We start from the raw sequence: 13914 nt of genomic DNA, 5'->3' as shown, positions 1-13914 counted from the left end.
CACCCACCTCGTGCAGATCCCACAGAGCGCCGAATTCCTCGCTCGCCTCGCGCAGTCGCTGGACCAGGCGGGCCGCCACCGGGTCGTTCGACCGGTGGGCGACGGCCGCGCGCAGGTCTGCCACGTGCATGCGGCTGTAGTGGCCGTGCTCCTCCGGTGGGTAGGCGGCGCGTGCCTCTGGATCCGTGAACCAGCGCCAGATCAGGTTGCGGCCGTGCTCGGATACGGTGCACACCCCGCCCAGCAGCGCCTGGGCCATCGCGTTCTGCGCGAGCACGTCGCCGAGGTCGCTCAGCACCTGCGCCGGGGTGTCGGTGAGCTGGTCGAGCAGGTGGAGCAGGCCGGGCCGTACGTGGTCGCCCGCCTGGGGGCCGGTCGGCGGGCGGTGCCCGGCGAGCAGGTAGAGGTGGTCTCGCTCGTCTTCGTCCAGCCGTAGCGCGCGGGTGAGCGGGGCAAGGATCTGCGTGGACGGCTGGGGGGGGGCGCGGGCCTGCTCCAGGCGGATGTAGTAGTCGGCCGACATTCCGGCGAGCTGGGACACCTCCTCGCGCCGCAGCCCAGGCGTGCGGCGCCGGGGCCCTCGGACGAGGCCGACCTCCTCCGGGCTCAGCCGTTCGCGGCATCTGCGCAGGAAATCTGCGAGCTCGCGACGGTCCATCGGCATACCGGCCATGGTGCCAGGCCGCGGGAGACCCTAGCCAGGGACCGCCGATCCCAGGCAACAGCGGGCTCTGCTCCCCTCTCCACGACGGCGGCACAGTGTGCGGTGCACAACGACGCCAAACGAAGGAGACACGACCATGACCAGCGGAACCACCATCAATGTGGGGAACGCGGCCGTCCACTACTCGCGTACCGGCTCCGGCCCCGGCCTCGTCCTGGTGCACGGCAGCGGTTCGGCCTGCGCGGAGATGACCTGGGGGCAGATCGCCCCCAGGTTCGCCGATCGGCGGACAGTGATCACGCCCAACCTGTCCGGCACCGACCTGACCGTCGACGACGAGGCGCCGCTCACCGTGGAGGGCCTGGCCGGGCAGGTCATCGCGGTGATCGAGCACAATGGGACCGGGCCTGTGGATCTCGTCGGGTTCTCCCTCGGCTCCCCCGTCGCCACGGCCGTCGCGGCCCTCCGCCCCGACCTGGTGCGCCGGCTCGTCCTGGTCGCCGGATGGGTCGCGACGGACGGCGACGAGTACCTGCGCAACCTGTTCACCGTGCTGCATCACCTGGGAGCCGCGGGCACCGAGGCGTTCAGCCGCCTGATCACGCTGACCGGGTTCAGCCGGGGATTCCTCAACGCGATCGGCCGTGACGAGGTCGAGAAGCTGGTGCCTCTCCTGCCCCCCACGCCGGGCACCCCGCGCCATATCGACCTTGACCTGCGAGTGGACGTCGGCCCCCTGCTGCCACGGATCGAGGCCGAGACCCTGGTCGTGGGCTGCTCCCAGGACGCCACCGTCCCGGTGGAACACAGCCTCCAGCTGCACGCCGCGATCCCCGGCAGCACCTATGCCGAACTGGACGCCGGCCACGTCGTCCTCTTCGAGAAGACCGACGAGTTCGTCGAGCTGGTCCGCGGCTTCATTCTGTGACGCCTCACGGGCGGACTCCCGCGGTCGTCTTCGGCCCGTTGCGGGTAAACCTTGATCGTCCGTTGGAAGTCTCATATCTGTGCCGAAACAGCTGAAACATGTCATCTCCTGGCGGGCGCCGTTCGCCCTCTTCTTAGGCGTCGCACTCGCCGCCATGCTGACCGTCGTCGCTCACCCGGCCTCCGCCGAGGCGCTGACGATCCGGTTCGCGAGGGCCACCACGGCGGGGTGGAGCACACAGATCGAGGTGAGTGCGGCCTCGGACAGCGACATCACCAAGATCACAGCGAGGCTGCGGCTGTACGGCAGCAAGGAGCCGTTCGCGACGGTCGAAGACTTCGAACTGGTCAGCGGGACCGCGACCGACGGCGTCTGGCGCACCTCCCAGCCGGTGACGCTCGAGATGGGTGTCACCTACATCGACGTCGAAGCCACCGACGCCTCCGGTGCGACCGTCACCAGCAAGCCCGCCGGCCGCCTTGACAAACACGGTGTGACGCGGTTCAGCGGGTTCACCATTTCGCCGTCCACCGTGGACGTCGACCACGACACCGTGACGTACACCGGGCGACTGGTCTACGAGGACAGGGACGGCAGCGAGCGCGGGGTGCCGGGCGTAACGATCTGCCTGGGCCTCGACGGCGCCTGCGTCGGCAACACGACGACCGACTCGGATGGAAGGTTCTCCAGCCCTGCCCGCCTGTACATCGGGCCCGAGAGCACGAACATGCTTGAGAGTGACGCCTATGCGAGCTACTCCGGAGACTCGCTGTACATGCGGGCCAAGTCCGCGCTGAGCCATCTCAAGGTGCGCCCCCAGCAGACCCGGGTGTCCATCGGCTTCTCCTCCCTGCCGAAGGTCATCGGCGACACCGTCAAGGTCACCGGCCGACTCGAACGCAAGACGGCCGATGGGCAGTGGACCGGCGTTCCGGATCAGAACGTCAAAATCTCCGCCTACGACTCCGATACAAGGAAGGACACTCTCGTCACGACGGCGCGCACAGGACCGGACGGGAACTACTCCATTGCGGTGGTCGTGCCGCAGGCCACCCAGTGGTTTGTGTATTTCTCCCCGCTCCCCTACCTGACGCGGGACGGAAAGTCAGTCCTCGGCCCTTATGCGTCGAGCAATGGAAGCTTCGACGAAGTCATCCCCTCCTTCTACCGCACGTCCCTCAGCCGGTTCACGGTGTCCCCGAACCCGGTCGGCAAGGGCACGCAGATCACCGCAAGTGCCCTCCTGACCAAGCGCACCGCCACCGGAGCGATGGTTCCGGTGACGACCGGCTGGCTGGATTTGGAGTTCTCAAAGGACCGGAAGTCCTGGTCCTGGCAGGCAGGCCACCCCGTTACCAACGGTCAGGTAAACGGGCAGGTAAAGGTGTACGCGACCGCCATGTCATCCGGCTACTGGAGGCTGCACTACATCAACTATGACCGCGATTTCAACACTGTCAGCGCCTCCGCCCACGCGACGGTGAAATACCGTACGGCCATCTCGTCGCTCAACGCGGCACCGGAGCCGGTCCGCAAGGGGAAGACCATCACAGTGAGTGGAGTCCTGAAGCGCCACACCTCGTCCTGGCTCCCACTGAGCGGCCAGAGCGTACGCGTCTACTTCCGGCCGTACGGGTCGAAGACCTGGTCCTACATGGGCGCCGCCCGCTCCGATCGCAACGGCAAGTGGCACAAGGGATTCAAGGCCAGCCGGGACGGCACCTGGATGGCCAAGTACAACGGCAGCAGCACGTACCTGACCACCTCGAGCGCCGGGGACTACGTCGACGTCCGCTGAGGACGATCAACCCGGTATCGAGCCGCCGCAAGGGGGGACGCCCGACCGTCCCCCCTGTGGTCCGTGGCATTGCTGTATCGCGTTGCATTACGTCATGCAAAAGGCCCTCCCGGATTTTCCGGGAGGGCCTCTGAACTGGAGCCGCCTAAGGGAATCGAACCCTTGACCCCTTCATTACGAGGCAACCAACGCAGCCCTCTGGCCTGGCACCTCATAGGGATTGAACTGCCGGAACCGTCCACCACGGTCCCCGCTCGTCCGCTGGTGTCCGTCCCGATTGTCACCCAGTTGGTCACCCGCTTCTTGCGCGACTCGATCAGCACGCAGCCCGCCGCTAGCCACCAACTGGTGTTCAACGCCGCACCGGCGGTTCGCCGAACCTGCCACCCCGGACGAGGGCGTCAGCTGCGATCTCTTCGACTGTCGAGCAGGGGCCGGGACGTGGTCCCGGCCCCTGGGGGGTCCGACGATTGAGGCTGCTGGCGAAGGGGTTAGTGGTGGCGGTTGCCGCCGTCGCTGCGCCGGCGCTGCAGCGTGAACTGCTCGAACACCTTCAGCTCACCTGTCGGGGTGATCACGTTGTAATAGGTGACATAGATCCGGGTCATGTCGCCCGGGTGGCGGCCCGGGTCGACGGCGAACTCGGCGAAGCCGTAGGGGTGCATGTCGTCGCGGACACCGATCCAGACCGCGGCCTCCTGCTCCTTGACCGAGTTGAACTTGCCGACGTGCTCCGTCTGGACGTACGCCGAGTGGTGGCCGTGGCCGTCGAAGTCGTCCATCGTGAAGCTGGTGTTGGTGACGCCGGAGACGCCGCCGCCGCCGAGGACCATGTGCGTGGTACCGAACTCGCTCTCGACGACGTCGGTGGCGCTCTGGCTCGGGTTGGGCGTGAGGGTTGCGCTGCCCGGCACGACACCACGGACGGCCAGCGAGCGCTCGTAGTCGTGCTCGTGGCCGCACACGACCAGGTCGACGCCGTACTTGTCGAACAGCGGGCCGTACGCCGCACGCAGCGCCAGGTCGGGGCCGTTCGCCGCGGTCGCGGAGCTGATCATCACCTGGTGCATGCAGACAACGATCCAGTCGATGTCCTTGGAGGCACGAGCCGCCTTGAGCTCCTTCTCCAGCCAGGCGAGCTGACGACCGCCGGAGTAGCCGCGGTTGTAGATGTCGCCACCCTCCTGCAGCGCGATCTCGTCGTTCTGCAGGGCGATGACCCGGACCGCGCCCACCGTGAAGGCATACCAGAGGTTGTCCAGCTCGGGGTCGGTCTCGGTCGAGGGCAGCTCGAAGTAGGTCTGGAACGCGTCGAAGCCGAGCACGCCGTTTCCGGCCTCGATCTCGTGGTTGCCGGCGCACGGCATCCACGGACGGAACCGCGCCGAGCGGCTGTTGTTGGTCAGGTAGTGGTTCCATGTGCGAACCCGGTCGGGGCCGCTGTTCGCGTAGCACAGGTCGCCGTTGAGCAGGTGGAACAGCGGACCGACCTTCTCCACGCCCGTGACGATGTCACCGGCGGCCGGAGTGGCGTTGGGCTCGAAGTCGCGGCCCGAGGCGTCGACCGGGTTCGAACCGTTCTTCCACGTCACCGTCGGCGAACCCTGGTCGCCGAAGCTGGTGAACGTGAACGGCGCTCGACCCGACGGCGCTGTGTGGAACGTGCCCGCGTCCGGCGTCGCGCCGTCGTGCTGGGCGGCATAGAGGTAGTCGGTGTCGGACTTGAGCTTGCTCAGCAGCGCGTGGTGCGCCCAGACGGTCTTGCCCGAGTGTCCGTCGGTGTAGGACTTCGTGACCGCGGACGCCGTGGACCCGAAGCCTCCGTTGAGCGTGCCGTAGACGACCCGCGGGTTCTTCACCTCCTCATCGGTGATCCACGAGACCACCATCTGGCTGCGCGGGTCGCCACCGAACTGGAGGTGCAGGCCCTGGACCGGCGTGGAGCCCGAGCCGTTCCTGAGGCTTCGTACCGCCGACGAGGCCGGGTACGCCTCGGCCTCGGCGGCACGTGCACCGAGCAGCATCGGCCCGGCCGCGACACCAGAGGCTGCCGCCCCGAACACGCCGAGCGCGTTGCGGCGCGAGATTCGAGTCTGCTTTTGTTCTTCGGACATTCCCGTGGCCTATCAGTTGTCGGAGGCTAATCGAGCACCGAGGGATGGCAGCAGTCCGAGCCCGAGAGGGCCGCGGGAGGCCAGCGGCGCACGTCGCAGATGTTAGGGAGCAGGCTGATTAACACGGCTACGCAGGCATGAACGACAGATGGCAGTCACAGCAACGGACAGCAGCACAGGCCACGCCCTGGGCCATTACCGATGGCCACTGACGCTCGCAACATCCGTGCCGTTGATAAGGCGGGAGGGGATGCGAACCCAACCCGCAGACCTGGCTGCCATCCCGTCTGCCGCCGACCCGCCCTCCGGGGAGCGGGCCGCCGCCCGGTCCGCCACGTCAAGCGGACCTTGACGCACGTTCTGACGCTGGCGGGCCGGGCGGGGGTCTGCTCGGCTTGCCAGGGTCGTCGGCTGGCGGGACGGCCCTGCGCAACCACCCACGTACCGCAAGGCGCGGACGGAGCCCCGGCCATGCCCCGGCAACTCCCCCCGTAGGCCTGGTGCTGCCCCAACTGACATGGCCACAGGCCTGATCGTCCCGCCGGAGAGGGCAGCCGGATGGGGAACCGCCCAAGCCAGCCGAACGCTCCCTAGGAACCTCTTCCTTATCGGGGAACAGGGACGCCGGAACTGCCCGGCTACGTTGCCAACCTGCGTTGAGCGTCCATCATCTTCCGCCACTGTCCAGCGTCGTCCGTTGGCGTTGTCACGCAGTTCGTCACGCAGAGACATCCCCTCTGCGACTCGCTGGGCCGAGGTCACGTCCGTCGAGTACCTCGATGTCGGTGATGGCCGTCGCGGTCGGGTTCAAGCTCAGCCAGATGACGGACTCGCCGTCGCGTTCCAACTCCACCATCCAGGAACTCGACGAACCCGGTGGAGCGGTCAAGAGGTTGGTGCATGTGGCGCTACAGGTGCACACGCCGTAGAACAGCAGGTCTTCCACCGCGTCCGCCAGGGGGTCGTTCTCGTTCTGGACTCGCAGCAGCGCGATGATGTCAGCGGTGAGGTCGGGAAACACATCCACCAGGTGCGGGTGCTGTCCGGCAGTCACAGCGTGCACGATACACAAAGCAGCGCTGCCGCAATTCACTCAGTTGGTCACGCGTCGAACCTACGCGCGTGAGGGGTTTGACGAATCGTTGCGGTGGTGCTGAATCGGCGAAAAGGGTAGTCACTCAGATAGACACCCAAGAGGCCCCCATGATCACCATGAGGGCCTCTGAACTGGAGCCGCCTAAGGGAATCGAACCCTTGACCCCTTCATTACGAGTGAAGTGCTCTGGCCGACTGAGCTAAGGCGGCGCGCCGCAGAACGGCACGGCAAGTCTACAGGTTCTACAGGGGTTCTCGCGCACCCCTGATGTCCCTGCCGCCGGAGATTATCCGGCTTCCGGGCAAACGGTGCCGTTCTTGGGCGTCTTCAGAGCGATCAGGTAGTCGTCGACCGCGGCGTCGACGCAGGTGGAGCCCGTGCGGTAGGCGGTGTGCCCGTCGCCGTCATACCCGAGCAGGAGGCCCGACTTCAGCTCCGAGGCCAGCCCCTTCGCCCACGCGTACGGCGTGGCGGGGTCGCGCACGGTGCCCACGACGAGGATCGGCGGCGCCCCCTCGGCCGTGACGGGCTTGTCGTCTCCCGTCGGCTTCACGGGCCAGTACGAGCAAGGGAACGAGCCCCACATCACGAAAGATCCGAAATGGGGCGCGACCTTCGCTGCGGCGTCCGCCGCCTTCTCGTAGGCCTCGGCCCCCTTGGGGAACGCGTGGTCCACGCAGTTGATCGCCATGTTCGACTCGGTCTGATTGGAGTAGGTCCCGTCAGGCTGCCTATCGACGAGGATGTCCGCCATGCGAAGAAGGTCGGTTCCGTCCCCCTTGAGCGCCTGCCCGAGCGCCAGTCGGAGCCGCGGCCACGCGTTGTGGTCGTAGAGGGGAGCGGCGATGCCGAGCACCACGATGGACTCGTTGATCACCCGTCCGTCGCCGAGGCCGTTGCGCAGGGGCTGCCGGTCGGCCTGCGTCATCAGGTCCGAGATCTCCCCCAGCACCCCGTCCACCGTACGGCCGGCGAACGGGCAGTTCGGGCCGCTCAGGCAGTCTTCCGCGAAGGCCTTGAGCGCGACCTCGAATCCTTCGGCCTGCACCTCGTTGGCCTTGATCGACGACACCGCCGGGTCGACGGCGCCGTCGAGCACCAGCGCCCGCACGTTCTTCGGGAACAGGTTCGCGTAGATCGCGCCGAGATAGGTGCCGTACGACTTGCCCAGATAGGTGAGCCCGGAGTCCCCGACGACCGCCCGCAACACGTCCATGTCCCGTGCCGCGTTCACCGTGCCGACGTACGGGAGCAGGCGGCCCGACTGGGCCTCGCAGCCGTCGGCGAACCCTCGGGAGAGCTTCTGCTGGTCCGCGATCTCCTGAGGATGGTCCGGGCTGGCGTCCAGGGCGACGTAGGCGTCCAACTCCCGGGTGGACAGGCACCTGACCGGAGACGACTCCCCCACGCCCCGCGGGTCGAAGCCGACGATGTCGAACCGGGAGCGCACGTCGTCGCTCACGATCGACCGTGCGGCCCGCGCGTACTGGATGCCCGATCCGCCGGGCCCGCCCGGGTTGATCAGCAACGATCCCAGGCGCTTCCCGGTCGCGGGCAACCGAATCGCGCTGATCTCGATCTGCTCCCCCGACGGCTTGGCGTAGTCGAGCGGAACCTTCACCTTCGCGCATTGGAAGCCGTCGCCGCAGCCGGCCCAGGCGGGCTTCTGGCTGTAGAAGGGCTGAAGTGCCTGATCGGGCGCACTCGCCGCCTGATCGCCTTTCTGCACGGGAGCGTTCTGCCCAGCGGGCGATTCGTCCGTGGTGCAGCCGGCCGCCAGCACCATGGCGACGATTCCCGCCGTGACGGCGGCCGCTGCTCCTCTGGCAGCGCCTCCCCACTGCGGTATGAGACCCCGGAATCCCCGCCCCGTCGTCATCTTGGGCCCCTCAAGGGACCACACGGTCTCGGTCGGCTGACTCACTGATCGCATAACTGCCGCTTCCCCACGTATTTGTTCAGCGCCGTCTCTGACGAATCATGCGCATGTGAGCCGACCGGTCCCACCGGAGCACTCCACCGCCGCCAAACACCACATGACAACCATAGGGTGACCCGCGCGGTGGTGCGCCGTCCGCAAAATCTCCAGCGTCGATGACCGCATGGCAAGACGCTCGCGCCCAGAACGCAGATCACGCGTGTAGTCACATTTGCATAACCACCGTGCTCCTAACGGATCAGCGGTGCATCCTCATACGGGAGGGATCATGCGTGACATCGCGGTGCTGTCGGACGCCCCCGTCAGTTGGCGGAGCGACCTTCTGAAGTTCCGGAGGTACGTCGACCCGCTCGTCTCCGTCCTCACCAACCCGAAGACCGAGACACCATTCACCATCGGCATTTTCGGTGCATGGGGAAGCGGGAAGTCCACATTACTCGGAATGGTCGACGAGCGACTGGCCGACAAACATCCGGACGAATTCGTGCGGGTCCATTTCAACCCCTGGGTCCACCGCCGTGAGCCGGAGATGTTGCTGCCGCTGCTGAGCGCGCTGCGCAACCGGCTGAACGAAGACCCCGGACACCGCTTCACGGAGACGGTACGGCGTCTAGGAGCCATCCTCCTCAATCTCGCAGCCGACGAGATGCTGCACAGGCTCAACGTCGCGTCCGTCAGCATGGAGAAGATCGGCAAGCTTTCCCAGCAGTACGCGGAAACGCGTGGACTGGTCGACAGCCAGACGAGCCGGCTGCGCAAAGCCCTGCAGGATGAGGCGGACGCCCTGGCGGAGCAGGGAAAGAAGATCGTCTTCTTCATCGACGACCTGGACCGGTGCGAGCCCGACCAGATCATCGATCTCCTCGAGTCCGTCAAACTCTTCCTTGATCTACGGAACGTCTTCGTGATGATCGCCCTCGCCAAGGAAGTCGTCGATCGCGGCATCTCCGTGAAATACCGTCCGTTCGGCTTTCCTGAGCCCTATCAGGCGGTCATCGGCGACGAATACCTCGACAAGATGATCCAGCTGCCGCTTCATCTCTTCCCTCTCGCCACCACGGAGATAAGCAACTTCATCCTGTCGGCCACCACGGCCGAACTGGTGAAACCTCACGTGAAGACGCTCGAACGCGTGGTCGCGGCCAACCCCCGGAAGATCAAGCGCGTCCTCAATCTTCTGACGGTGACCGAGGCGATCATCGCCTCGACCCCCGGCCTCGAATCCTTACAGCACGACCTCGTTGTCCGCCTGGTCGTGCTCCGCGTGCAAAGCCCGGACCTGTTCGCCGACGTGGTGCGCAGACCCGCGCTCCTGTGTGCGCTTGAACTCGTCTACCAGGAGAAGCTGGTCACCGATGTTCTGAAGGGATTCCAGGACCGCTTCAAGACGGAGGCGAAGGAAATCCAGGAGCTGACTCGCGGATATCGCGGCAAGTATGACTTCTTCGTACCTCTCTTCGCCGATTCCGCGTTCGACGCGGCCGCCGACGACCTACCCCTCTACCTGACGATGATCGGAGGCTGAAATGCCGCCGGACAACGTCCGATACGAGCTCTACGGACTTCCGGATAAAAAGAATCCGTACGTCAACAGGCCGCTGGACGCGCTGACCGACTCGTCCGACCAGGATCTGCTGCTCGAACTCGAAGGGTTCATCCAGCTCGCGGGAATAGAGGCGGCCGTCGATCGGGCGGTACGGGAGGGCCGTCCGGCCTTTTTCCTGATCATCGGAGCGGGCGGCAGTGGCAGAACGTCGCTGTCCAACCATGTGATGCGCTCCTACCAGGATCGACGGTGGCCGGGGCAAGAGGGTGACAACCTCTGCGTCCATCGCTCTCCGCGGACGACGATGACGCACGACCCGTATCGGCAGCTGACCGACACCCTCCTGTCACTGCGGAACAACATGAAACGCAGGCACATCGAGATATCGGACGACCTGAAGACGAGTTTCCGTGACCTGAGCAGGAGCCAGGCGAGCGGGCCGCTGAGCGACTACGACCTGCAGGAGATCGCGGAACTGGTTTCCAGCGATGTGGCCACACGAGGAAGCGGATTGGGGATTCACTATGAGGGAGTGGCCACCAAAGAGTTGCTTGCCTTGGCCCCGCGCGTGTTCGAGAACACACAGGCGGTCATGGTCCTCACCGTGGACGCCTATGACCACGCCGGCACCCCGCAGCTGACCGAGTCCGACAAGCAGGAGTTCGCCAAACTCGGCCATGTGATCCACCTTGAGGCTTTGACACCGGCACAGATCTCAATGCTGGCCTTAAAGCGATGGAACGGCACGCAACCGTCGCCTTTCGACCCCGGGGGCGTGGAGTCCGCCTTCACCCGGCGCCGATACACGATCGGCCAGGCCATGCGATATCTCGCGATGCTGCTCGATTTCCGGCTCAGCGAGTATCACGACGCCGAGCCCTGGCCGACGGCAGAGCTTCGCCTCCACGAGGACTGGTTGCAGACGAAAATGTGGCAGGGGGAGAACTGGGCGAGATTGGACGATCCCAATGGCTGATTATCCGGGACGCAACCCGTTTCCGGCCCGGGGCGTCTCCAGCGCGGAAGAGACCTCGCTGCCGGGCTATCTCCGTGGCTGGGAGAAGCACAATCCGACCGCGCTCCTGCCGGGCGTCCGCCGGGTCGTCGAACTGGCCACGAACTACGTCGAGGCCTTCACGTCACCGGTCTCTCGCGACGGCACCCTCGCGTGCCTGCGGGGTGCGCACGGCTCGGGGAAGACGCACGCCGTCCGCTACATGATGGCCCGTGCGGCCGACCATGACGATTCCTCCTCCGCTCCGGTCCAGCTGTATCTCCGGCTGCAGGAGTCCGACTTCGTCGCCGAATATCGCCGGCTCGTCTCTCAGGTGTCCCAGCCGACCTTCACCGACCTGAGCCTTCGCTATCTCGGGGCGCTCGCGGGCGACCGTGCCGCGGAAGACGTCGGGCCCGGATGGCAGGGCGAGGTCATGAGCGAGGTCAGGAGGGACCCCGCCCGGGTGCTCGAGCTTTTCAGCGCGCACCAGGTCGAGGCCGGCGAGGTTCTGGAAGCCCAAGCCCGCCAGATCGCGGCCGTGGCCGGCAACGGCGTGCATTTTCAACGGGCGCTTTCGTTCCTTCTGCGGCCGGAGTTCTCCACGCACGCCTACGACTGGCTCTGCGGCCGGGAGATCGAACCCGCCGCGGCGCGGGCGCTCGGCGTCAGCTCCCAGATCAACGATCCCGAGATGTGCAGGTACGGCCTGCAGTTGCTGGCCACGCTGGTGACTCGCGCGGACCGGGCATTCATGCTCGTTCTGGACCAGTGCGAGAAGTTCATCCTCAACGACGGCGAGCCCGTCCCGGCCAACATCGGCCTGCTCCAGGGCCTGGCGGAGGTCATCTCCCGCGAGAACGGCATGCTCATGCTGGTGTGCAGCGACGCCGGGTGGGACTGCATCCCGGTCGACCTGAGGCAACGTCTCGGGCGTAACGCCTTCCAGCTGTTGCCGCTCGATCCCGGCGAGGCGCGCCTGGTCGTGCGCACGTACCTCCATCCGGCTCGGTCTCTCGGCCGTGACATGATCGGCGGCGACTCCGACCGGGGTGCCATCTGGCCTTTCACGGACGACGCGGTCTTCGAGCTGCTGCGAGGGAGCGGCGGCAACATTCGCCGGCTGCTCCAGCTCTGCTGGGAGTGTTTCGAGATCGCCTCCCCGACCCGGGAGATCATCGACGTCGCCGTCGTCGCCCAGGGATCGGCGCAGCAGCGCAGTTCGTTGTCCCTGCGCAATCTGGCGCTCACCGTGGAGAAGGCGCTGCTGTCGGCGGGGCTGGCCATCGAACGTTCACAGCTTCCCGGCCAGCCACTGTGTTTCCTGATCCCCGACGCGGAGCGCCCTCGCGCCGTCATCGGCCTGACCGAGGCCGTCTTCTTCGACGACGAGGCGACCAAGGCGGCCGAGGTGGTCACGCTGCGAAGAAGGCTCCAGGACCGCGAGCGCCCCGTGCTGACCGCTCTGGTGATCACCGGATACGCCAGTCCCCCCGTCCTGTCTCTCCTGCGCGGTGCCGTACATGAGGTTCTCGTCGCAGAGGACCCGAGCACCTTCCTTCGCGACTTGATGGCCCTCGTCGGCAGGCTCGCCTCCGAGCCGCCGAAGGAGTCGGCCGACGACCGGCGCCAGCTCGACGGGACCCTGCGCCAGATGCTCGCCTATCTGGAGTCTCTCGACTCCGAGCGGCGCACGGAGTCGCGCGCGCTCACCCAGAGTCTCACCCAGTTGGCCGACCAGCTCGACAGGCAGGGCAGCAGTACGGCCACGCCGCGCGGCCGCACCTCCAACTGGCCCGCGCAGCGCCGGGAGCTCACACAACGCATCGATTCCGTACGCGAAGACCGCGCGGACTCGAACTGGGCCGACTTCGCGGCGGACGCGAAGCGGCTGATCCGGGAACGGCGTTCGACCGCGGTGGGCGCGACCGGAGTCGTGCTGGCGTTGGCCGTCATCGGCGCTCTGTTCTTCACCAGGCATCTGGGAGCCTGGTCGGTCACCCTGGGCCTGGCGGGCTCCGGCCTCGTGGCCGTGGCGGCCGTCCAGGCCGCGGAGCGTTTCCTGCCCCTATGGTCGCGGCGTTCACGTGCGGCCCGTTCCCTCCGCGATCTCGATCAGGTGGCCAAAGAACTCGGTCCGGTCCCGCGCCTCAGGGGGAAGGACCCCGTCGCCCGATACGTGGCCGCGGTGAACGCGGATCCGGACGGCCGGCATGACGAGTTGGTCTTCGCCCTGTTCCGGGAGCCCCTCGTGATCGTGCGACAGGCGCTGGCCGACCGGCTGGCTCTGTCGGAGACGCCTTTCCACGAGACCGTCAAGATCGTGCGTGAAGGCATGCGCGAGGGCATCCGGGAGGTCGCGTCCCTCGCCGCCCGCCGGCAGCGCAGGGCCGAGGTGGAATCAATGGACGGCCGGCTGTTCAGAGAGCTTCCCGGCGCGATCCGCGTCATCCTGGCCGTCGCCAATCCCGAACTGCGCGATCTTTGGGGAGGTTCGCCGGTGAGACAGCCCGCCGAAACGATCCTCGCGGCGCTCGGTTTCCACGGAACAGGGCACCCGCTGGCGCGAGCGTTCCGTGAGGGGCCGGGACCCACCACGGTCATGGAGATGCCGCTCAATGAGCTTCGGTCCGCCGCCCACCTGCTGTCGCCCTTCAACCAGGACGGCCTCGGCACCTATGACCGACTCCCGGTAATACGCGAGATCGACGAACTGTATCTTTTCTTCGAGGAATTGATCTTCAGGCGCGAAGAGCACTGATCAGTACATTTCGGCAACAAACTTGACTGTTGGTGAAACTCGTGTGAGATAGATAACGGTGCATAACACGCCCG

8 protein-coding genes, 1 tRNA gene and 1 pseudogene are annotated in these 13914 nt (G+C 66.5%); 5 read left to right on the top strand and 5 right to left on the bottom strand.

The genetic code is table 11. The annotated features are described in order from the left end of the window. Nucleotides 1-55 precede the first annotated feature (55 nt). Nucleotides 56-658, bottom strand: a pseudogene (locus Pth03_RS03920) (helix-turn-helix transcriptional regulator); the annotation flags it as partial. A gap of 142 nt (nucleotides 659-800) precedes the next feature. Here Pth03_RS03920 and Pth03_RS03915 point away from each other — a divergent pair. Together Pth03_RS03915 and Pth03_RS03910 are read left to right on the top strand one after the other, a co-directional pair. Further along, nucleotides 801-1592: an alpha/beta fold hydrolase gene (locus Pth03_RS03915; protein ID WP_203942697.1), complete on the top strand. Its 792-nt coding sequence runs from the start codon at nucleotides 801-803 to the stop codon at nucleotides 1590-1592. A gap of 79 nt (nucleotides 1593-1671) precedes the next feature. Beyond that, nucleotides 1672-3390, top strand: coding sequence for a hypothetical protein (locus Pth03_RS03910; RefSeq protein WP_203942696.1), 1719 nt, complete (start codon nucleotides 1672-1674; stop codon nucleotides 3388-3390). 491 nt (nucleotides 3391-3881) lie between these two features. On the opposite strand, the gene Pth03_RS03905 is transcribed toward Pth03_RS03910, so the two are convergent. The 4 genes from Pth03_RS03905 to Pth03_RS03890 all read right to left on the bottom strand — a co-directional run bounded on the left by Pth03_RS03905 (nucleotide 3882) and on the right by Pth03_RS03890 (nucleotide 8479). Then, the gene (locus Pth03_RS03905) at nucleotides 3882-5504 is read right to left on the bottom strand and encodes a purple acid phosphatase family protein (protein ID WP_203942695.1); all 1623 of its coding nucleotides are present in this window, start codon (nucleotides 5502-5504) and stop codon (nucleotides 3882-3884) included. A 718-nt stretch (nucleotides 5505-6222) separates the two neighbouring features. Further along, the gene (locus tag Pth03_RS03900; RefSeq protein ID WP_203942694.1) at nucleotides 6223-6558 is read right to left on the bottom strand and encodes a hypothetical protein; all 336 of its coding nucleotides are present in this window, start codon (nucleotides 6556-6558) and stop codon (nucleotides 6223-6225) included. Between the two features lie 174 nt (nucleotides 6559-6732). Then, nucleotides 6733-6809: transfer RNA gene (locus tag Pth03_RS03895), tRNA-Thr, on the bottom strand. 77 nt (nucleotides 6810-6886) lie between these two features. Then, the gene (locus Pth03_RS03890; protein ID WP_239118736.1) at nucleotides 6887-8479 is read right to left on the bottom strand and encodes an alpha/beta hydrolase; all 1593 of its coding nucleotides are present in this window, start codon (nucleotides 8477-8479) and stop codon (nucleotides 6887-6889) included. A 328-nt stretch (nucleotides 8480-8807) separates the two neighbouring features. On the opposite strand from Pth03_RS03890, the gene Pth03_RS03885 reads away from it, so the two are divergent. Genes Pth03_RS03885 through Pth03_RS03875 form a run of 3 tightly spaced genes read left to right on the top strand, consistent with a single transcriptional unit; the run spans nucleotide 8808 to nucleotide 13840 of the window. Then, nucleotides 8808-10064: a KAP family P-loop NTPase fold protein gene (locus tag Pth03_RS03885; protein ID WP_203942693.1), complete on the top strand. Its 1257-nt coding sequence runs from the start codon at nucleotides 8808-8810 to the stop codon at nucleotides 10062-10064. Between the two features lies 1 nt (nucleotide 10065). Next, nucleotides 10066-11061 carry a P-loop NTPase family protein gene (locus tag Pth03_RS03880; protein WP_203942692.1) on the top strand — a complete coding sequence of 332 codons (996 nt, stop codon included), beginning with the start codon at nucleotides 10066-10068 and terminating at the stop codon, nucleotides 11059-11061. Then, complete coding sequence (locus Pth03_RS03875) at nucleotides 11054-13840, top strand: hypothetical protein (protein WP_203942691.1); 2787 nt, start codon at nucleotides 11054-11056, stop codon at nucleotides 13838-13840. The genes Pth03_RS03880 and Pth03_RS03875 overlap by 8 nt, the downstream gene beginning before the upstream one ends. The last annotated feature ends 74 nt before the right edge of the window (nucleotides 13841-13914 follow it).

It is taken from the genome of Planotetraspora thailandica, assembly GCF_016863335.1.
Lineage (GTDB): Bacteria > Actinomycetota > Actinomycetes > Streptosporangiales > Streptosporangiaceae > Planotetraspora > Planotetraspora thailandica.
Note: the sequence above shows the minus strand (reverse complement) of the source record. Positions and strands in the feature narration are given on the sequence as shown.